At 69.4% G+C, this 19,642-nt stretch carries 15 protein-coding genes; 9 read left to right on the top strand and 6 right to left on the bottom strand.

Translation table 11 applies throughout. The features are described 5' to 3' along the window. Position 1 precedes the first annotated feature (1 nt). Positions 2 to 3,601 (bottom strand): hypothetical protein, encoded by a 3,600-nt coding sequence (locus ABXJ52_RS36930; RefSeq protein ID WP_367048532.1) that lies wholly within the window; start codon positions 3,599 to 3,601, stop codon positions 2 to 4. A 429-nt stretch (positions 3,602 to 4,030) separates the two neighbouring features. Between ABXJ52_RS36930 and ABXJ52_RS36925 the strand changes: the two genes are divergently transcribed. Beyond that, positions 4,031 to 5,026 carry a HEAT repeat domain-containing protein gene (locus ABXJ52_RS36925; protein WP_367048530.1) on the top strand — a complete coding sequence of 332 codons (996 nt, stop codon included), beginning with the start codon at positions 4,031 to 4,033 and terminating at the stop codon, positions 5,024 to 5,026. 170 nt (positions 5,027 to 5,196) lie between these two features. Then, a complete protein-coding gene (locus ABXJ52_RS36920) occupies positions 5,197 to 5,607 on the top strand; it encodes a hypothetical protein (RefSeq protein WP_367048528.1) in 411 nt (136 codons plus the stop codon). 61 nt (positions 5,608 to 5,668) lie between these two features. Here the strand turns inward: ABXJ52_RS36920 and ABXJ52_RS36915 are convergent, their stop codons facing one another. After that, positions 5,669 to 6,019, bottom strand: coding sequence for a MerR family transcriptional regulator (locus ABXJ52_RS36915; protein WP_367048526.1), 351 nt, complete (start codon positions 6,017 to 6,019; stop codon positions 5,669 to 5,671). A 735-nt stretch (positions 6,020 to 6,754) separates the two neighbouring features. Between ABXJ52_RS36915 and ABXJ52_RS36910 the strand changes: the two genes are divergently transcribed. After that, positions 6,755 to 7,006 (top strand): ATP-binding protein, encoded by a 252-nt coding sequence (locus ABXJ52_RS36910; protein WP_367048525.1) that lies wholly within the window; start codon positions 6,755 to 6,757, stop codon positions 7,004 to 7,006. A gap of 46 nt (positions 7,007 to 7,052) precedes the next feature. Here the strand turns inward: ABXJ52_RS36910 and ABXJ52_RS36905 are convergent, their stop codons facing one another. Continuing rightward, on the bottom strand, positions 7,053 to 7,664 hold the full coding sequence (locus ABXJ52_RS36905) for a helix-turn-helix domain-containing protein (protein WP_367048521.1): 612 nt from the start codon (positions 7,662 to 7,664) through the stop codon (positions 7,053 to 7,055). Positions 7,665 to 7,803: 139 nt separating this feature from the next. On the opposite strand from ABXJ52_RS36905, the gene ABXJ52_RS36900 reads away from it, so the two are divergent. Together ABXJ52_RS36900 and ABXJ52_RS36895 are read left to right on the top strand one after the other, a co-directional pair. Further along, positions 7,804 to 8,451 carry a hypothetical protein gene (locus ABXJ52_RS36900; protein WP_367048519.1) on the top strand — a complete coding sequence of 216 codons (648 nt, stop codon included), beginning with the start codon at positions 7,804 to 7,806 and terminating at the stop codon, positions 8,449 to 8,451. A gap of 111 nt (positions 8,452 to 8,562) precedes the next feature. Further along, a complete protein-coding gene (locus ABXJ52_RS36895; RefSeq protein WP_367048517.1) occupies positions 8,563 to 10,173 on the top strand; it encodes an alpha/beta hydrolase in 1,611 nt (536 codons plus the stop codon). A 129-nt stretch (positions 10,174 to 10,302) separates the two neighbouring features. Here ABXJ52_RS36895 and ABXJ52_RS36890 read toward each other — a convergent pair whose 3' ends face one another. Further along, entirely contained in the window at positions 10,303 to 10,884 is a 582-nt protein-coding gene (locus ABXJ52_RS36890; protein WP_367049485.1) for a DUF998 domain-containing protein, read from the bottom strand. Positions 10,885 to 11,195: 311 nt separating this feature from the next. Here ABXJ52_RS36890 and ABXJ52_RS36885 point away from each other — a divergent pair, with 311 nt between their 5' ends. From ABXJ52_RS36885 to ABXJ52_RS36875, 3 genes are read left to right on the top strand one after another with little or no spacing between them, the layout of a single operon-like run. After that, positions 11,196 to 11,699, top strand: a complete 504-nt coding sequence (locus tag ABXJ52_RS36885; protein WP_367048514.1) for a hypothetical protein — start codon at positions 11,196 to 11,198, stop codon at positions 11,697 to 11,699. Next, positions 11,699 to 12,904: a DUF6236 family protein gene (locus ABXJ52_RS36880; RefSeq protein ID WP_367048511.1), complete on the top strand. Its 1,206-nt coding sequence runs from the start codon at positions 11,699 to 11,701 to the stop codon at positions 12,902 to 12,904. Before ABXJ52_RS36885 ends, ABXJ52_RS36880 begins: the two co-directional genes overlap by 1 nt. Next, a complete protein-coding gene (locus ABXJ52_RS36875; RefSeq protein WP_367048509.1) occupies positions 12,892 to 14,400 on the top strand; it encodes a hypothetical protein in 1,509 nt (502 codons plus the stop codon). The genes ABXJ52_RS36880 and ABXJ52_RS36875 overlap by 13 nt, the downstream gene beginning before the upstream one ends. A gap of 30 nt (positions 14,401 to 14,430) precedes the next feature. Here ABXJ52_RS36875 and ABXJ52_RS36870 read toward each other — a convergent pair whose 3' ends face one another. Together ABXJ52_RS36870 and ABXJ52_RS36865 are read right to left on the bottom strand one after the other, a co-directional pair. Continuing rightward, positions 14,431 to 17,880: a protein kinase gene (locus tag ABXJ52_RS36870; RefSeq protein WP_367048507.1), complete on the bottom strand. Its 3,450-nt coding sequence runs from the start codon at positions 17,878 to 17,880 to the stop codon at positions 14,431 to 14,433. 109 nt (positions 17,881 to 17,989) lie between these two features. After that, positions 17,990 to 18,601: a TetR/AcrR family transcriptional regulator gene (locus ABXJ52_RS36865; protein WP_367048505.1), complete on the bottom strand. Its 612-nt coding sequence runs from the start codon at positions 18,599 to 18,601 to the stop codon at positions 17,990 to 17,992. Between the two features lie 157 nt (positions 18,602 to 18,758). On the opposite strand from ABXJ52_RS36865, the gene ABXJ52_RS36860 reads away from it, so the two are divergent. Continuing rightward, complete coding sequence (locus ABXJ52_RS36860) at positions 18,759 to 19,628, top strand: carbon-nitrogen hydrolase family protein (protein ID WP_367048503.1); 870 nt, start codon at positions 18,759 to 18,761, stop codon at positions 19,626 to 19,628. The last annotated feature ends 14 nt before the right edge of the window (positions 19,629 to 19,642 follow it).

The following is a 19,642-nucleotide window of genomic DNA, read 5'->3' as shown; positions in this document are numbered from 1 at the left end:
TTCAGCACACCTCTGAAACCGGCTGGTCCGGGAGCAGTTGCGCCCAGTGGTGATCCCCACTGAGGCGGCAGACACGTGCGGCGACGTCGTCGGCATCGGTGCTCCAGACACGGGGAGTGTCGGGCGATCCGAACGTCGCCAGGGCACGACCGTCCGGAGAAAAGCTTGCCGTGGAGAGAAGTGCCGTGGGGCCGGTGAGGGTGGCGCGCAGGCGTGCGGTCTCGGGATTCCACAGCCGGATGCTGCGGTCCATGCTGGTAGTGGCGAGCGTGGAGCCGTCGGGGCTGAAGGAGGCCCCCAGGATGGAGCCGGTGTGTCCGGTGAGCGTCGCTCTCGTGCGGTGGGTGGCGACATCCCACAGGCGCATGCTGTTGTTGTCTGTGGTGCCTACCGCCAGGGTGCGGCCGTCGGGGCTGAAAGCCACGGCGCCGGCAGCCTCTCGGGGGCCGACGAGGGGCCTGGCGGGCCCCCCTGGACGGAGGTGCCACAGGCGGCTGCTGCCGTCGGAAGCGGTGGCGGCCACACTGCGGCCACGCGGGTCGATCGCCAGACCGTTCACGGCCCGGGGCCCGCGCAGCACCTTCTTGGTCCGGCGAGTGCCGACATCCCACACCCGGATGGTGCCCCCCTCACCGCCGGCGGCAACGGTGCGGCCGTCCGCGCTGATCGCCAGTCGGCTCACGCTGCCAGGCGCGTCGGTGAGTGTGGCTGCGCTTCGGCCCGTGACCAGGTTCCGTACACGCACGGTGCCGTCATCAGCTGCTGTGACCATCACATGCCCATCGCTGCTGGTCACAGCACCTGGGCTGGAGGGACGATCCTCGACGGGGGTCGGGTGTACAGACCCTGCGGTCGGTGACCAGCGGGCGATGAGGTGGTCTCGATCCACCGTGAGGGCCGCGCGACGTGTAGCGAAGGGCACGCCTGAGGTGACCGTACCGAACTGGCCGGCCAGCGTGGCGATGGCGCGGGTGGAACGCACGCTCCACAGGCGGATGGTGGAGTCCTTTCCGGTTGTGGCAAGTGTTCGGCTGTCCGGCGAGAACGCGAGCGCGTAGGAGGGATCCTCAACGTGCATGGTCGCCAGCCGCTTGGACGAGGAAGGCCGCCACAGGCGGACGGTTCCGTCAGTACTCGTACTGGCCAGCGTGTGGCCGTCCGGGGCGAAGGCCACCTGTTGCACGGGTTGGGTATGGCCGGTGAGAGTGGCGCGCAGGCGATGGGTGCCGGTGTCCCACAGCTTGACGGTGTGGTCGGTTCCCGCGGTGGCCATCGTGCGGCCGTCCGGCGAGAACGCCACGGTCTTGACGGCGCCGGTGCGTCCGGCCAGGACGGCGACGGTGGTGCGGGAGGAGACCTTCCAGAGGCGGGTCGTGCGTCCGTTGTCCGCGCTGGCCAGCGTACGGCCATCCGGCGAGAACGCCAGCCGGAGCACCCGGTCGGTGTGGCCCCTCAGGACCGCCAGTTGGTGATGGCTGCGTATGTTCCACAGACGCACGGTTCGGTCGCTGCCGGCAGTGGCCAGGGTGCGCCCATCGGGCGAGAACGCGACTCCTTCCACCATGTTGGTGTGGCCGGTGAGCGTCGCGATGAGGTCATGGGAGCGTGTGTCCCACAGCTTGACGCTGCGGTCATTGCTCGCGGTGGCCAGGGTGTGGCCGTCCGGCGAGAAGGCCACGGTGTTGACGGCCTCGGTGTGGCCGGCGAGCGTGGCAAGCAGACGGTGGGAGCGTGCGTCCCACAACTTGACGGTGTGATCGAAGCTCGCGGAGGCCAAGGTGCGGCCGTCCGGTGCGTAAGCCGTGGTCTGTACCGCGCCGGTATGGCCGGTGAGTTGGTTGGCGTTGTAGTCGGCATAAGCGCTCAGCAGACTGCCGCGTGCCTCCGTGGTGGATGCCTGCCGGTATCCGCGCAGGGCGACGACCATGGCTGCCGCGGGCTGCTTCTCGCTCATCTCGTCGGCGCGGGCGGCAAGTTCGCGGGAGAGGGCGAGACGGCGTTGAGTGTCGGCTGCTGATGTCTTGTGGACCGCGACGCCAGCTGCGGTGAGCGCCAGGACCAGCAACACGCTGAGAGCTGCGATGAGTTGATGAGTACGGCGTGTGCGCCGCTGGTCGGCAGCGAGGCCGGCGTGGAGGAAGCGGGCCTCTTGATCGTTGAGCGCCGCGGAGCGGCTCTCGGCCCACTCCTGGGCCACGGCGAGCTGGACCCCGCGGTACAACGCGCTCTCGTCGCCGCCCAGGTCATGCCAGATGCCGGCGGCAGTGGTCAGCTGTCGGTGGACGCGTATCGCATCCCGGTCCTCGCTCAGCCAGTGCTGCAGCCGCGGCCAGGCACGGATGACCGCCTCGTGGGCCACCTCGACGGTGCCCTCGCCCGTCACGATCAGCCGGGCCGCCACGAGTTCCTGCAGCAGCGCGGTGAGATCGAGCCCTTCGAGCTCCTCCAACTCCACACGCCGCCGGGTGTCCTCGGAGCCGTCACCAGGCACGGTCAGCCTCAGGAAGAGGACTCTCATCGCCTCTTGCTGGGCGCTGGATGCCTGCGCGTACACGCGCTCGGCGGTCTGGGCGATCGCACCGTGGAGACCACCGGCGGCTTCATAACCTGCCAGGGCCAGGGTACGACCTCGACGGTGGCGCCAGGTTTCCAGCAGCGTGTGCGACATCAGCGGCAGTCCGCCCGGTTCTTCACCCGTCTCCTCGACGAGGCGGGCAGTCAGCTTCCGCTCGACGATCAGCCCTTCGGCCGCCGCCGGCTTGACGATCACCTCACGCAACTCGTTCGGGGTCATCGGGGCGACCGGCACGCATGCCTGCGCGAGGACATCGGCCAGGCCTTCGTGCTCAAGACAACGCACGTAGAAGTCCGCCCGCACGCCCAGCACCACCCGCAGTCGCGACCCGGGATCTTGCGCCGTGAGCAGCAGGCGGATGAATTCCCGCCGCTCTGCCACATCACGGCACAAGGTGAATATTTCCTCGAACTGGTCGACCACCAGCCATGTTTCGCCGGGCCCCTCGGCCGGGACAAACACCTTCTCGTGATCGCGCACCGGCCTTGGACCCGGCGTCAGAATGCGGATCGCGGCCGGTCTCGACGCCGGGTCCTTCGTGTTCTGCAAGCGGGGAATGAACCCGGCGCGCAAGAGGGAGGACTTTCCGATGCCCGAAGGGCCCACCACCATCACACACCGCTGAGCCGAGGCCATGGCGGCGAGGCTTTCCGTCGGGCGGCCCCGGCCGAAGAACCGCCCCAGGTCGCCCGGCTCGAAGCGGGTCAGTCCCCGGTAGGGCGCATGGCTAAGGTCCAGGTCCAAGGCCCCGGAGGGACTGGCCTCTTCGTCACGAACGGCCTCCCAGCGGCGTGCCCACTCTCCCGTGTCCCCTCCGCAGGCCTTCACGTAGGCAAGCGTCAGCGGCAGGGAAGGCTGCGTCTCCCCCGCCGCCGCGCGTGACAGCGCAGCAACCGAGTATCCCGCCTCCTGGGCCATCACCCTGTAGGGCGGGCCACCCGCCTCACGGCGCAGCGCACGCAGCTCGAAGGCGAATCTCTGGACCGGCCCCGCCTCGGGATCGATCGTCTTCTCCTGGCGCCCCACCTGTCCCAGCCTCTCGTCCGGTGTACCCCCGTCCACCCCAACACAGCCGTCGCAGCAGCGGAAACGCACTCTCAAGCCAACCGCAGGATGCCTGTCACACCCGGGATTTGTTTTGTCTACCGCACGCAGGAGGGGTGCGAGAAAACCGCCGGCCCACTGAAATCACCAGAAGACGACCGGGGCCGCTGATGCGGGCCAGGGCAGGCGAGCGTGGTGCATCGCCCCGCGCTCCTCACCGCCCCAGGCCTTCCTTGCCCTGCCACGGGGGGAGCAGGGCAGAGCGTGCCAGCGGCTCCGGCGTCCACTCGTCTTCACGAGGACCTCATGCGCCGCGAGATTCTCGTTCGTGGACTTGGTGCAGCCCGGGACAGGCCGCTGGGTGCGCCAGTAGTGTCGTTTGAGTTGAGGGCGGCGGGTGCAGGGGGACGCATGCGATGGTGGAAGAAGGGGCGTTCCGGTGACGGAGACCGGTGTGAGCTGTGCCGCGCGACGATGATGCCGTCTGCCGGACCGCAAAGACGGGGATGGGTCTACGTCTCCGACGGCTCGGATGCGGCGCGGCGACACGTCAATCGACTGTGCTGTGAGGCCTGTTGGCAGCGTGGTGTCGAGCTCGAAGCGGAAGCGGAAGCGCAATTCCGTCGCGCGAACCCGGTGGACAAGGTGTGCGCCGCCCTGCGGGACGGGGATGTTTCCGTCCGTCGCGAAGCGGCACGCACGCTGGAGCGATTGCGCGATCCGCGCGCAGTGGACCCGTTGTTCGACGCCCTGGGGAGAGAAATCGTCAGTCTGCAGGCACCTGCCGTCTCGTCCATGATCGGATCGCTGGCCGCGATCGGTGGCGCCGAGGTCGGGGAGCGCCTGCTGCGTTTGTTGCGCGATGAGGCGTATTGGACTGAGAGATACAACGGCATCGACGACGGACCTCAAGTGATTCCGGCCGTTGACTGCGTGAACCCGGCACTGATCACCGTGGGTGGGCCGGAACTGATGCTGCGCGGCCTGCTCGAGGTACTGGCGGATCAGCGGAAGATGCTGAGGTCGTACGCGGCTCGGGAACTGGCCAACATCGCCTACCGCAGTACCGTCGGTTACGGCCTGACGGTCTACGGCCACGGCAAACTTTCCGACGCGGGCCGGCAGTTGATGGTCGGTCCGCTGTGCTCAGCACTGCGGGACGAGTTCCCGCTGGTCCGCGAGCACGCGGCCACCGGGGTGGGGCATCTCGGCGACCGGAGTGCGCTGGACAACCTGCTCGACTCCCTCACCGACGACCATGAACGGGTCCGCTACTTTGCCGCGCAGGCCCTGGGGAACCTGGGGGACCCTAGGGCCGTCGAGCCTCTCCGCCAGGCCCTCAGCCGCGACGCGGAGATCTCCTTTGCGGTACGGGAGGCGCTGGCCAAGCTGGCGACGCGGAGCTAACCGCTCGCCCTCTGAGGCCGTGCCTGGCCAGTGCGTCCCGGGCTCATCAGTCCACGTGGCGGAGACGATCACCCGGAGGAGCGGGGGCGGTGGGGGTGGTGTACCGGCTTGCCAGGACTACGCCGAACGACCCAGGATGCGTACTCCGGTGATCCCTGGAGGCCGCGTCCGTGCACACGCCTGGCGACTACCTTGAACGGGCGCGTACTGAGAACGACAGTGCCGCCCTGCATCGCCTCGCTCAATGTCAGTACCCCTTCGTCTGGCAGGCGTTGGCCACCAATCCTGCTACGCCGCCCGGCACCTTGCTGGAGCTGAGCAAGGCCCACGACAGTGCCTGGAACGACAACAGGCTGCTTCGCCTGTTGGCGGAGCATCCGAACGCGGACCACTCAGTGCTGCGAGCCGTCCGTGACGCCGTAGCGGCGAAGCTCGCCGAGGGCGAACGACCCTATGCCGCGGTGCTCGCGCTGGCAGGACGGACGGAACTCACGGCGGCCGAGGTGCAACAACTCGGTGCTCTTCGTGGAGCTTCTGCGCGTCTGCGCAGCCGACTGGCCCGACTATCCGACCCCACTTGAGACAGCCACGCCCAGCGGGTGCCGTTCAGGGCGGGAGATCACGGCTTTCCTGGCAGGCGCGTCAGGCGTCCGACATGGGGCGCGGTTCAGCACCAGCGCGGTGTACTTCAGCGCGGCGTCCTTCGTTGAGGCGCTGCGCTTCTTCGAGCTGGTCTTCGAGGATGACGATGCGGCAGGCGGCTTCGATGGGGGTGCCCTGGTCCACGAGTTCGCGGGCACGGGCAGCGATCCTCAGCTGGTAGCGGGAGTAGCGGCGGTGGCCGCCCTCCGAGCGCAAGGGAGTGATCAGGCGGGCTCGTCCGACGGCCCGGAGGAAGGCGGGTGTGGTGCCGAGTATTTCGGCAGCCCGTCCCATGGTGTAGGCGGGGTAGTCGTCGTCATCGAGACGGCCGAAGGAATCGTCTGCTGTCATCTCACCTCGTTGTGGAACATGCTGGAGGGGCCCTGGTGCTGTGTGACACCAGGGCCCCGAAGGAACTGCTAACACCATCTGCCGGCCCTAGTCCTGCGCCGGCCTTCTGTGTCCGCACAGCCGCCTGGGATGCGGGCGGGGTGCGGGGATCGCTAGTTGCGTGACCGGAGACCACCTGCCTATCGATGTCCTGCGGTACCCAGGCTCAGATTTCTTGCCCGGGCGATCCTGATGGCGCCTCAACTCCTCCGTTCTTCCTTCTGAATCAACTGTGTGCTGGTACTGCGAACTGCTGGTACTGCCGACTGCACTTACATGTACTGCTCCCCCGGCAGTTCGTCTCTGCCGGGCCTGCTCGACCTCTTGGCTACGGACAGAACAGTAACCCAGCAACCCCCACATGTCTACCTTCGCCGTGACAGTTTTTCTGTGCAGGCGGACAGGGAAGCCTTGGCGTTCACAGTGCCTGAAACTTGCAACGAAGCTCGTCCCAGACGTGTGAGTGCCGCCGAAACGGGCAGGTGGGGTGTCACGGCACAAGCGGCGCAACCGATCACAGGCGGGGTGTACGCGCATGAACAGCACAACGATCACCATCACCTCGACACTCGCCGCACCGAGCGTGGTGCGGGGCGACAGCGCAGCCGCCATTCGCCAGGCCCGCCAGGCAGTCCGCGCCTTCACTGACCGTCTCAGCCCGGCGCCCGACCCGGACAGGCCGACTCGCTCGTCCTGGTGGTCTCCGAACTCGTCACCAACGCCCTGCGTCACGGCGGCGGCCGGTACATCCTGGAACTGTCCGCCGGCCCAGACACGGTGACCGCCGCAGTCAGCGACTCAAACCCTGCATACCCGCGCGAGCGCACCCCCGACATCAACGGCGCCAGCGGCGGCTTCGGCTGGCACATGATCCGCGACCTCACCAGCCGGCTGACCATCACACCCAGCCCCGGCGGGAAGACCATCCACGCCCAGCTCCCCCGCTGACAGCAGCCGGATCCGCGTCGCGCTACAGAGGGACGGCCGCTGCGGTTTACGGCAAGCTCGGCCGGGCGGAGGGCGCGGGACCGGCCCCGAGGACGTAGTCGACGGCGGCGTTGAGGGTCTCCGTCTCGGCGACAAGGACGGATTCGCGGGTGGGCAGGGCGCGTTCGACCGAGAGCCCGTTGAGGACGGTGAGAAGGAATCTGACGTTCCGGGTGTGGTCACCCGGGGGCAGTGCACCTTCCTCTGCGAGCACCGTCAGCCAGTGCTCGACCCGGCGCTCCGCCTCCCGCTCATGACCGAGGTAGGCGGCGCGCCGTTGTTCGGTCGGCTCGGGTTCGATGAAGGTCCGATACATCTCGCCCCACGCCGTCCGCGCGTCTTCGTTGACGCCGAGGGGCGCGAGCACCTGCCGAAGGCAGGTCAACAGCCGTTCGCGGGGCGGCAACGCCTGGTCCCGGATCGGGTCGCCGGGCAACACGTGCTCGTAGATCCGTGAGAGCAGGCTGTCCTGCAGGGCGCGCTGGGTGGGGAAGTGGAACCTCAGCGAGCCGGTACTCACTCCCGCGCGCGCGGCGACCGCTCTCACGCTCAGCTTCGCCGCCATGTCCTCGGCGATCATCTCTGCCGCGGCTTTGAGGATCTTCTCGCGTGTCTCCATGCTCCGCTCACCTCCACTTTCTCCTCCGAACACTGTACTAGCACGCCGTACTAGCACGCCGTACTAGTACAGTGTGCTAGCGTTTTACTAACACGCTGTACTAGCGATGGTGCGGGTGATGAACGAAGGGGGCGGTGCAATGGCCTGGAAGGACTGGGCGGCGTCCAGGCGCCTCAGGCCCGGGGACGGACGGGAGCTCCAGCAGTTCCGCTGGTGGCAGGTGCCCCTGCGCTCGCTGTTCTGGCTCCGGCTCCCCGGCGCCGACGGTCGCGCCCGCCTGCACGCCGTCGACGTGCGGCACTGGGCGCGGTTGGACAACAGCAAGATCCGGGCGCATCTGTTCCTGGACGGCAGGCACGCGGCCGAGTCGAAACTGCCCGCGGTCTTCCCGGTCGAAGGGGGCGTGATCGAGGTGGCGATGAGCAACTACGGGATCAAGCGCTGCCATTACCGCCCCGCGGCGGGACAGCCGCGTCAGCTCGCGCCCGACCCGGCCTCGGCAGAGGGGCGGCGAGCCCGCTTCGGTGCCCGCCATCCGGGACTGAGCCGGGCGATCGGCGTCGGCTCGGCACTCCTGCTCGTCATCGGCGTGGGCCTGAACCTGTTGCAGCTTGCCGAACCCCTCTCCCACCTACCTCCTGTCGCCCAGAGGGTCGGAACATTCGACGCGCCCGTCCATCTGCCGCTCTGGCTGAACCTCGCGCTGGGAGGCGGGGCCGTCCTGGCGAGCATGGAGCGCGCGCTCCGCCTGCGGTACTCCTCTCTGCTCGACGCAGCCGGTCACTGACCCCTCGAGGAAAGGGGACGCGACCACGTCGGCCCTGTTCGGCTGGCTTCTTGCCCGACCGGCAACGCCCGGTCGCTCGGAATGACACGAGTACGGAAAAGGAGGGTCACCATGATCCGGTCGAGGCCAAGGACCGCCGCCCAGTACGGGGCGGCCGTTGTCGCCGCCCTCATGGCGCTGACCGGGTGTTCCTCGGGCGCTTCGGGACCGCGCAACACGTCCGCGGAGGTTACGCCGGCCTCCGCCCCGTCCCCGGGCCCGCTCGCCTGGAGCGAGTGCGGGAACGACCTCGAATGCGCCACCCTCAAGGTGCCGCAGGAGTACGACGAACCCGACGGCACGCAGGTCCGGCTCGCGGTCATGCGGCACCGGGCCACCGATCCCGACCATCGCATCGGCAGCCTGATATTCAACCCGGGTGGGCCCGGGGTCCCCGCCACCGAGACGCTCCGCAACCTGCCCAAGACTGCCGGCACCCCCGGTGCCTTCTCGTCCCAGGTGCTCGCCAGATTCGACATCATCGCGATGGACCCGCGCGGTGTCGGCGGGTCGCAGGCCGTACGCTGCCTGACCGACGAGCAGCGAGCCGGCGCCGCCGGCACCGCGTTCGACCCGGCCGTCCGCGGGGGCAAAACGCCGCCACGGCTGCTCGCCGACGCCACCGCGTTCACCGACGGCTGCGTGGCACTCCAGAGCAAGGAGTTCCTGGCCAGCCTCTCCACCGACAACGTGGCACGCGACATAGACCAGGTCCGCTCCGCGCTCGACGAGGACAAGATCACCTATTACGGCCTGTCCTACGGCACCGTGGTCGGCCCGATGTACGCCACGCTGTTCCCCCACCGCGTCCGCCAGATGGTGCTCGACGCTCCCGTCGACACCAACCTGTGGTTCGACGACTCGCTCACCTTCCTCAACGAGGTCGCCGTTGCCAGCGAGCGAACACTCGACGCCTGGTTCGAGACCTGCCGCACCGAGGGAAACGCGGTGTGCCCGTTCGGCGACGGTGACCCGCAGGCCGCGTTCGACACGCTGATCGACACGTTGGAAGCGAAGCCACTGAAGATCGCACCCGGCAAAGGCGTCACCCCGGGCGGCGAACTCGACGGCGCCAAGGCGCTGGAGGCCGCCCGAGCCCTCGCCGGCGATCAGAACACCTGGCCGTTGCTGACTGCGTCTCTGCTGGCCGCGCAGAACGGCAACGGCGCACCCCTGCACACCCTGTGGGCCAGCGTCACGGTGTCCCCCTTCCCGGTGCCGACCGCGATGTTCGAAGCCCACACCGCGGTGCGCTGCGCCGACTGGCAGACCCCGACCGGCATCGCCGCGCATGAGGCCGCAGCCACCAGGGCTGTCGCTGAGGCCGAGCGGATCGGGACCCGGGCCGCCTACTCCGCCCTGAACTGCGCCCGGTGGCCCGCGCCGAACAACGACCGCGTCACTCAGCCACTCACAGCCGCCGGGGCGCCTCCGGCACTGGTGGTCGGGGGGCGACTGGACCCCGTCACTCCGCACCACTGGGCCAGGACGATGGCCCAGACCCTGGACTCCGCGGTCCTGCTCACTCGTGAAGGAGTCGGCCACGGCTCCTACGGCACCGTGCCCTGTGTCAACGCCGCGGTCGACGCCGCCCTTGTCGACGGCACCCTGCCCGCCGACGGCACCGTATGCAAGGTGAACAAACCTGCCACCACCCGCCCTCTCGCATCCGCGAAGGACTGACCTGAGTCGCGTCGTCACCGGAGTACGCACGCCCTTGGCAAGACGAGCCCGCCGAACCCGTCCCCGTCACCATTGAACTGCGCAAACCACCCTCGAATTCGACCTTGACCAGCAAGTATGGGACCACCGTCAGCCGTGCAGGATGCGCACGGCGAGCAGCGTCTGCCAGGTCAAGCCGATCGTGAGTGAGACGCGCTGGATCAGACCGCCCAGATCCACCCAGCGTTGATGTTGGCTGAACGCGGCACTGGCGAGCGCCATCGTGGCCGCGAAGAGCACGCCACTGGCGATCGAGTAGAGGGCCCATCCTGGCGAGTTGGAGATGGCGAAGACGAAGCAGGCCGCAGCAAGGGCGAGGAATCCGATGAGGGAGAACAGGTCATGCAGAACCCCTGCACGGGTGGGGCGCTGTAGCTGATCGGGGGTGCCGACTGGGTAACCACTCACGGGATCCGTGCGGAAGGCACCGGCGCCCAGCAGACCGACCGCCCACACGCCGACCAGCAGTGCGCCCCAGCAGGAAGGCCCAGCACGCCACAGGCCCACGGCGAAGATCAGCGTCAGTGAGCCCGTGAAGAGGAAGTTGACAGTCTGCGTCCACCCGGACCGGCTGAGGGAGAGCGAACTGACGGGATGACGGAGCGGGTTGTAGTCCACACGGCTGGCGCCTCCCAGTAGGTACGCGACGGTGAAGAGAGGGCCAGCGGCCATCCCGCAGGCAAGCAGCGTTTGACTACCCATCCTGTCAACTTATGTTGACAGGATAGGTTCGTCAACTCTCGTTGACATGCGGGTCCCCCGCCCTCCAACTCCACCCACCCACACCGGAGTCGGCGCCGACGCAGGCGCCGACGGCACGTCAGCGAATGTGGCACCCGGCAGAGTTCTGCCTGAAGGGCACTCTGAGCCCCAAGTGCTTCCGAGATGTGGCAGGGTCGTGAGACGGATGCCGATCACTGTGGAGGGCCGTGATACCGCAGAACCGATCCGAGGGCGAAGCGTTACTCGACCTGGGAACCTCAATGATCGACAAGGGCCGCCTCAACGACGCGATCGACCCGCTGCTGCGGGGCGCCGCGATCAGCGGGCCCGCGGCTCAGCGCCGCGCGACGGCAACCGCCCTGCTGCGACTGGGCATCGAACTCGCGCAACGGCATGGCTTCGCCGACGCACTGCGCATCCATGTCCGGGCGGCTGCGGTCTTCGCCGAACTCGGGGAGGTCGAACAGGAACTGCAATGCCTCATCTTCACGGGCATCTGCGAGTGGCAGCTCAAAGCGTACGAGAGCGCGGTTCAGATTTTCGAGACCATCGCGGGAAGGGCGCTCAGTGCGGGCAAGAGCGCGTTCCGGGCGCAGGCGATGCTCAGCATCTCCTGCATCCTGGTCGACCATCTGCGCCAGTACCAGCGGGCGGTGCCGTACGCGGCCGAGGCCGCGAGGCTCTCCCGGTCGAGGGGCGACCACGAGCAGGCGGCCCATGCTCTGCGGCACCTCGACGAGGCCCGACGCGAAGGGAATGCCTGATGGACCGGTTCGCCCTCTACTACCCGCACATCCACGTCCGCGACGACGACTGGCTCAAGTACGCCGCCCTGTACTGGCCCAAGATGGCCCGGATCAGGCCGCCGGGCTACCCGCTCCAGGACTCCCCCGCCGCGCGGGAACTCCACGCCGCGCGCTGGCTGTTCGACCTCGAACCGCCCGCATGGGCCGCCGTCGAAGTCGCCGAGCCGTTCCTGGAACTGCTCCGCGAACACGGCACCACCCTGCGGGACCGCTTCGGCCTCGACCGGATCGAGACCTGGGGCCTACCGCTCGCCGACGCCGGATTCGGCAACGCGGGTGTGTACTCGGCGGGCCGGGAGGAACCGGACGAGGACGACCCGAGCTGGCTCAACCCGCGATTCGGATACGTCCACGCCAGCCGCATCAGCGAGGACCTCCTCGACTCGGCCGTCGACCAGGGGCTCGCGCTCGTCCGCCCGGGCCGCGGCGGGATCTGGGCGGCGATGCACCCCCAGCTGGCCACCGTCTACATGCTCGCGCTGGCCGAGCAGATAGCCGCCGAGAACTGCCTGCACCCGATCACCGACCAGACACTGCCGCACGCCGCCATGTCCGGCTGGACCGTCGAGCGGCTCGCGTCGGTGCTCCTTGACGACCTCCCCGCGGATGCTTCCGCGGCGCGGCCGACGATCGAGGAGGCGTTCGCGTTCCTGGCGTTCGCCACGGTGATCCCCGCGGATCTGCGGAACGTCCCGATCGAGAAGATCCTCGCCATCCGCGCCGAGTTCGGGTCCGAGCTGGATGGGTTCCGTGAGTTCACGGCCGACCAGGTCGAGCGGCTCGGCGCCATCGACGACGTACGGGACGCGGGGCTCTACCAGGAGTACCTGCACTCGGAAGTCGACCGCGAGGTCCGCGCACGGCTCGACGACCTGGACGACTGCATGCGCAGCGCCGGCCTCGAAACCGCCCGGGCCCTGGCCAATGTCAGGTCGGTGGCGCTCCCGCCGATGGCCGCGGTCGCGGCGAACGCGGTCGGTGTCACCCCGGCGCTGACCGTCCCCGCCGTGGTCGCCGGCTGCGTCGTCGGCGCGCCCCTGCAATGGCGCCGCAGACGCCGCGAGCTCGCCCAGGAGTCGCCCGTCGGCTACCTGTTCCAGCTGAAGCGGGCCCTCGGCCCCGACACGCTGATCGACAAGCTGCGAAGGGCATGGCCACTGTGACGGGCGACGACGACGCTTTCTCGGAAGGCTTTGACGACGCATTCCCCAGGCGCGGCTCCGACCTGAGCCACGTGCTCATCCCCGAGCCCGACGCCGATCCGGCAGTCCTCGCCCTCGCCGACCGGCAGACCCAGCGTCTGGCCGAGTGTCTCATCGGCGAAGCTCCGTCCGACTGCCGTCTCATCACTGCGGTGTTCGCCCTGACGCTGCGATCCGAGGCCTCCGCCGTCCTGCACTCGACCGACCATGCCTCCATCAACGCCGTGCCGGGCCCCGATGCGCTGCGCCTGGCCCGCGAGCTGCGCCGGACCACCGCCCGACTGCCGCGCGGGCCGTGGTGGCGTATGACGATCGAACTCCGCGTGGACGGCACCATCAACGACGTGGACGTCGACTACGGCGACGAGCCGTTCCCCGACGAGCACCTGTTCTCGCCCGAGGATTACCGGGCCGATCTCGAAGCCTTCGACTGGTCGGCGGAGAAGCTCCCCACCTGGTTGTCCGCGTTCGTCAGCCACGGCGGCAGACAGACGCGCAGCCCGCGCAAGGCCGCCCTGCCTGCCGATCCACACGGCGCACGATCCGCCCAGAGTGTCTCGCCGAAGGAGTTGCCCGGCCTCACCGAGACGTGGGCGCGATGGGCCGTCCTGTCGGCGGCGTTCGTCGCGGCCGGCTCCGCATGGGGTCCGCGGATGGAACCGTCCCGAGCACGGTTCGAGGGCTCCAAACGCGGCGGCTCGACCCTGTGGATGCTTGCGGGCGGCCGGGCGGTCCTGTCCGGCGGCATCTGGGATCCGCCGAGCCTGGCCGACGCCTATCGCGGTGACGCGCCACACCCTGGGTTGTTCGCGGGAGCGCCGCAATGGGTCGCCGATCCGCTGCTCGACGAACGGAGCAAGGTCGGTCTGCTGTCCTTCTGTTACTGGTGGGAGAGCGGGCGATGGTTGCGGGGCGAATCACTGAAGGCGGAGGAGATCGCGACGGCGATTCCCGGGGTCTGGACCAGCGCGACCGTCGCAGGCATCGTGTCGAAGCTGCCCCGGCGCATCACGCAGGACACCGAGCCGGCCGCGCTGCGCCTGGTCCAGGCCGCCGAAGGGGGATTCGCCGAACGCGGCATGCTGGCCGACGTCTTCGGGCACGGCGAGGACGCCGACCTCGACGGCGCGTACCACCAGTTGGTGATGGCGGGCGTCGTGCACCGCACCGATATGCCACAGTTGCCCCGCCACCAGGCGATCGCGATCGTGAGGCGCTACATGCTCGCCCACGACCTGGACAGCCCCGACTACCGCGCCGCGGACCTCGTGGCCCACCGGGTGGACTGCGGATGGCAGGTCTACGCGCCGGTCACCGACGGCCAGATCAGGATCGGCCGCGGGCTGTTCTTCGTCGCCGACGACGAGGTCCTCGAGCTCACGGACACCCAGAGTTCGTACCCGCACCAGTACGCGGAGGAATTCGCCGGCCGGTACCGCAAGCGCTGGGGGCTGTGAGCAGGTCAGGTCCGCGGGGCCGTGAGCAGATCAAGTCCGCGGTCTCGCCAGCTCCCAGTCGAGCGTCCACAGACGTACGTGCCCGTCGCTTCCGCCGGTGACCGCGTATGCGCCGTCGGCCGTCACGGCGAGCTGACCCAGTTGGCCGGGCTGGGTCTCCACCGTCCGCAGGCAGGTGCCCTTCGCCAGGTCCCAAAGCCGCATCTCCGCACCGTCGTGGCTCGAGATCAGGAAGCGCCCGTCCGGAGTGAACCGCATCCTCCGCGCGTTGTCGCGCTGCCCTTCGAGCACCGCGGTGCAGGCGCCGGTCGCCGTGTCCCACACGCGGATCGACAGATCGTCGTAGCCGCCCGCGGAGGCCACCAGGCTCCCGTCGGCGCTCATCGTCACGGCCATGACCCCATGCGTGTGTCCACGCAGTACGGCATCGCAGCGGCCGGTGCCGAGGTCCCACAGGCGGACCGTCCCGTCGCTCGCGCCCGTGGCGGCGATCCGGTCGGCCGGGCCGACCCACGCTGCCCTGGGCATTCCCTTATGGCCCTCGAGCTTTCGCAGCAGGGTGCCGGTCTCAAGGTCCCAGAGCCTGAACCGCTGGTCCGCGCCGTCGCCACCGATGAGAGCGCAGCGTCCATCAGCGGTGAAGCGCGCCGCGTCGGGACTCATTGCCATGGGAATCATCCACCTGATCGACTCGGGCGTGGCGTCGGTGCCGATGAGCCGCTCGTCGGACATCGAGTACCTTTCCGCGCCGCTACTGGTCGACCAAGCCGTGGCCGTTCCGCTGCGGCCCCACGCCATGACGGTGCCGCCATCGGCACTGAGCTGCACCTTGTCGATGCCGGCGAAGGGGCCGCCGCGCTCGCCTCGTTCGTGAACGGTGATGGTCCGCATGAGCGCGCCGCTGCCCACGTCCCAGAGCCGGATCTCACCGCCGCCGCTGGTGGCCAGCGCCTCCCCGCCGGCACTGATGTCGAGGGAGCCGACGCCCGAGCGGTGCGCCGCGAAACTGCGGGCGTGCCAGACCGCACGAACGCCGGTGCGGACCAGTGTCCGGCTGAGGGCCCGCCAGGCGGCCATCACGTCGGGAGCCCTCTCGTGCCCTGGCACTGCGCGGGCCTCCCGGAGCGCGTCGAGCGCGGCGGCGCGGTCACCTGCCGCCTCCCGGGCCGCCGCGGTCTCGAGCAGCGACTTCACCTTCTCGTCCAACAGGTTCAGCACGCCGTGCCTGCGAGGCCAGCACACCTGGAACGGAACGGCGGGAGACTCGGGCATCCGCCACAGCCGCACGGTGTTGTCGCGCGACGCGGACAACGCGAACCGATCGCCCGCTCCCCACAGCACGCGGCCCGCGCTGCCTTGGTGGCCCCGATACGTGCGCAGGCACCTGCCGGTTGCCACGTCCCACACACGGACCGCACCGTCGGCGGCACCGACCAGGAGTTTCGCGGCGTCGGCGCTGAGCGCGAGCGACCTGACCTGGCTCCGCAGTGTCCGAAGCCGCCGCCCCGTGCGCAGATCCCAGATATTGATGGCGTCGTGGTTGTCGGCGATCGCCGCGACGCCGTTGCCGGTGTCGAAGCACACGGCGGGCTGGTTCACGCCTTTCCCGGCCAGCACTTGCGCGCACTCCCCCGTGCGCAGATTCCAGAGGCGGGCGACGCAGTCCTCGTATCCGGCCGCGAGGACCCATCTGCCGTTGGGGCTGAGCTCGGCTTTCGGGAACTGCGCCAGCGGACCGTACAGTCGGTGGCGGACCTCGCGTCGGCGCAGATCCCACACGACGATCTCGACGCCGTGCACACCGTCCTTCCAGACCGGTTCCGTGGCGACGGCGATGCCCTCCCGTGCGCTGACCGCCGCCCACTCGAAGGACCGCGCCGCCCTGATGGCCCGCAGGCATCTGCCGTCGGACAGGTCCCAGATCCGCAGGGCCGCGTCGTACTCGACCGAGGCGCAGTACCTGCCGTCGGGAGTGATCCGCACCGACCGGAGCTTGGCCGTGTGGCCGCGCAGGGTGTGCAGGCACCGGCCGGTGCGTACGTCCCACACGCGGACGTGTTCGTCGTCGCCACCGGTCACGGCGGTCCTCCCGTCCGCGGACACGTCGATGTGGAGCATCGGGTCGAGTTCGCCTTCGGCGGTCGGGTTCCACCGGATCTCGGTGACCCCGATGCAGTCCGCGTCCGGCACCGTTCCGGAGCCGAGCGTCCCCAGTGCGTCGCCCACGTCCCGCAGCCCGGGCTGCTCGCGGTCGACGCGCTCGAGAAGCGGCCGGGCCCTGCCGAGGTCGCCCCGCTCGAGGTGGACGAGGCCGAGCGCGTGCCGCGCCGGCCAGGCGTCGTCGGTGTCGGTGCGGACTGCGTCGAGATCGGTGACCAGCTCCTCGTCGGTGATCTCACCGCCGCGCCAGCGCCACAGCCCCGCGTTCAGGGTCGCCTCGGCGTGCTGCGGGTCGACTGTCAGCGCCGCGGTGAACGCGGCGGCGACCTCCTCCTCGCGGTTGAGGTCGAGGAGGGACAGTGCCCGGTTGTTGAGCTCGTCGGCGCGCAGGTCGGCGGCCTTCGGCTCCAGGCGCCGGTACCGCTCCCCGGTGAACCGCTGGTAGATCGCCGCCAGTTCACCGGCGACTGCGGCCATCGATCCCGGCCGCTGCTCGGGGTCCGGGGCGAGGCAGAGCTCCAGCAGACCAGCCAGGTCCGGCGGCAGCGGCGGCAGGCCAGGCCCGTACGACTCGATCCCGTGTCGCTCTCTGATCGTGTCGTTCGCGAAAGGTCCCCGGCCCCAGCGCGGCCCGCCGGTGAACATCTCAAGCACCGTGACACCGAGGCTGAAGACGTCCGTTCGCCGCCCGACCGGCCGGTTCGAGAGCTGCTCCGGGGAGGCGTACGCCGGTGTCCGCCCACCCGCGGACACCGGGACGCTGACACCGTACGAAGGGTCGTCGGCGTCCTCGGCGACGATCGGCCGCATGCGCGCCAGGCCGAAGTCGGTGACCTTGGCGACGATGTCGCCGTCCTGTACGTCGAGCAGCACGTTGGCGGGCTTGACGTCCCGGTGCACCAAGCCCGCGGCATGCGCGTGGCCCACGCCCCAGGCCATCTGGATCGCCAGGTCCAACATGCGTGCCACCGCTGCCTCTTGGCCGCCCTCGTACAGGCGGCGGTCGGCGATCCAGTCGTGCAGGCTGCCGTCGCCCACATACTCGGAGAAGACGTACGGGACGCCGTCGACCACACGCACGTAGTGGCATCCGCAGATGTTCGGGTGCAGCCCGAGCGCGACCCACGCCTCGGCCTCGGTGACGAACCGCTCGCGCTGCTCCTCGGTCGCGAACACCTCCGGCTTCGGTGTCTTGACCGCCAGGTCGATTCCCCACTGCCGGTGCAGGACCCGTAGCACGCGCCCCATCCCGCCCTCCCCCGCGATCTCCTTGACCTCGTAGCGATCGTCGAGAACCTCCTCGATTGCCCTGTCGCCCACGTACAACACGCCCTTCGCCGAGTCGACTGCGCCTTTCTGCTCATTAGAGATCGGGCCATCTGGGTCTGTACGGTCAACGGTGGATCTGCATCGAGGAACACCGGAAGTGTCAGGAGGGCGCTGCTACTTCCGCGTTGCCCGTGGCGAGGTGCGCGTAGTTGAGCAGCCTTAGCTCCTGCTCCGCTGCCGTGGTGCCGCCCGTCAGGACGTCCATGGCATAGCCGTCCTCCATGGCGATGAAGGTACGGGCCAGATCGGGTGCGGGAGCCGCGAGGGTGAAGTCCCCGGCGGCCGCGCCCTCCGTCAGGATGTCCTGGTAGAGACCGGCCTGCCGGTCGAAGAAGGTGCGCTGCATCCGCCGCGCCGGCTCCTCACGCAGGGCGACCGGGTACAGCTCGAACAGCAGACGGCTCGTCACCTCCGCTTCTCCGGGCCAGGGGACTCCCGAGTGGACGCAGGCCCGCAACCGTGCCACCGCCGAGTCGGCCGCGATGATGCGCCGCTCGCGCTCCTCGCAGTAGCGGGCGGCGCCCTGGGCGAAGACCTCCACGAAGAGGGCCCGGATGTCGGGGTAGTAATAGAGCACCGATGCGGGGGTGACCTCGGCCTCCTGCGCGATGTCGCGCAGCTTCACCCCGGTCGCCCCGCGCTCCTGGAGAGTCTTGGCTGCCGCGGTGATCAGCTGGGCGCGGCGGGCTTCCTGGTTCTTCGGTCGGGCCATGCCAGATCGTTGCACAGGTGCCTTCGGCCGAGGCGTTGACCCATCTCGAATCATTGAATAAATTTCGTTTAATGAATGTGCTCCGGCGCCGGGTGCGGCTTCACCGCAGTGCGCCCTCGCCCCACCGTCACCTTCTCGATTGGCCCGGTGATCCCCTGTGTCCCGTCCCCTGCCGTTGATCCTCGTCCAGGCACCCGGCCGCCCCTTCGGCGACCTGGCCGGGTTCGCCGCCGACGTGGAGCGGCGCGCCCGAGGGTGCGCTCCCTCCGCCCTGGTCGTCTACCCCGAGCTGCACCTCGGCGAGACCTCGACGGGCGCTCAGGCCGCGCCCGAGGAAGGCGCGGAGCCGCTCGACGGGTCCCGCGACGCCTCGCTCGCCGAGCTCGCAGGCGACCTGGGCATCTGGCTCGTTCCCGGCAGCGTCTACGAGCGCGGAAGGGACGGCCACGTCTACAACTCCGCCCCCGTCTACTCCCCGCAGGGCAAGCGCGTCGCCTCCTACCGCAAAATCTTTCCCTGGCGCCCGTACGAGACGACGCAGCCGGGCAGGGAGTTCACCGTCGTCGACCTCGACGGCGTCGGCCGGATCGGGCTCTCGATCTGTTACGACACCTGGTTCCCCGAGGTCTCCCGGCACCTGGCCTGGATGGGCGCCGAACTGATCGTGAACGTCGTGCGCACCTCGACGAGCGACCGCGCCCAAGAGGTCGTGCTCAACCGCGCCAACGCCATCGCCAACCAGACTTTTGTCGCCAGCGTCAACGCCGCCGCCCCCTCCGGGGTAGGCCGGAGCCTGCTGATCGACCCGCAGGGCACGGTCCGCGCCGAAACCCCGGCGGACGGAGACACCACCCTCACCGACGTCATCGACCTGGACGAGACCGGCAACGTCCGCCGCTTCGGCACCGCCGGGCTCAGCCGCATCTGGGACCAGTTCCGCCCGGACGACCAGCCCGTGCCGTTGCCGCTGTACGGCGGGCGTATCGACCCCGCGACCTGGAACCCGGCACCCGCCGCCCAGCAGTGACCATGGCGAGCAGC

The sequence above is a fragment of the Streptomyces sp. Je 1-332 genome (assembly GCF_040730185.1).
Lineage (GTDB): Bacteria > Actinomycetota > Actinomycetes > Streptomycetales > Streptomycetaceae > Streptomyces.
Note: the sequence above shows the minus strand (reverse complement) of the source record. Positions and strands in the feature narration are given on the sequence as shown.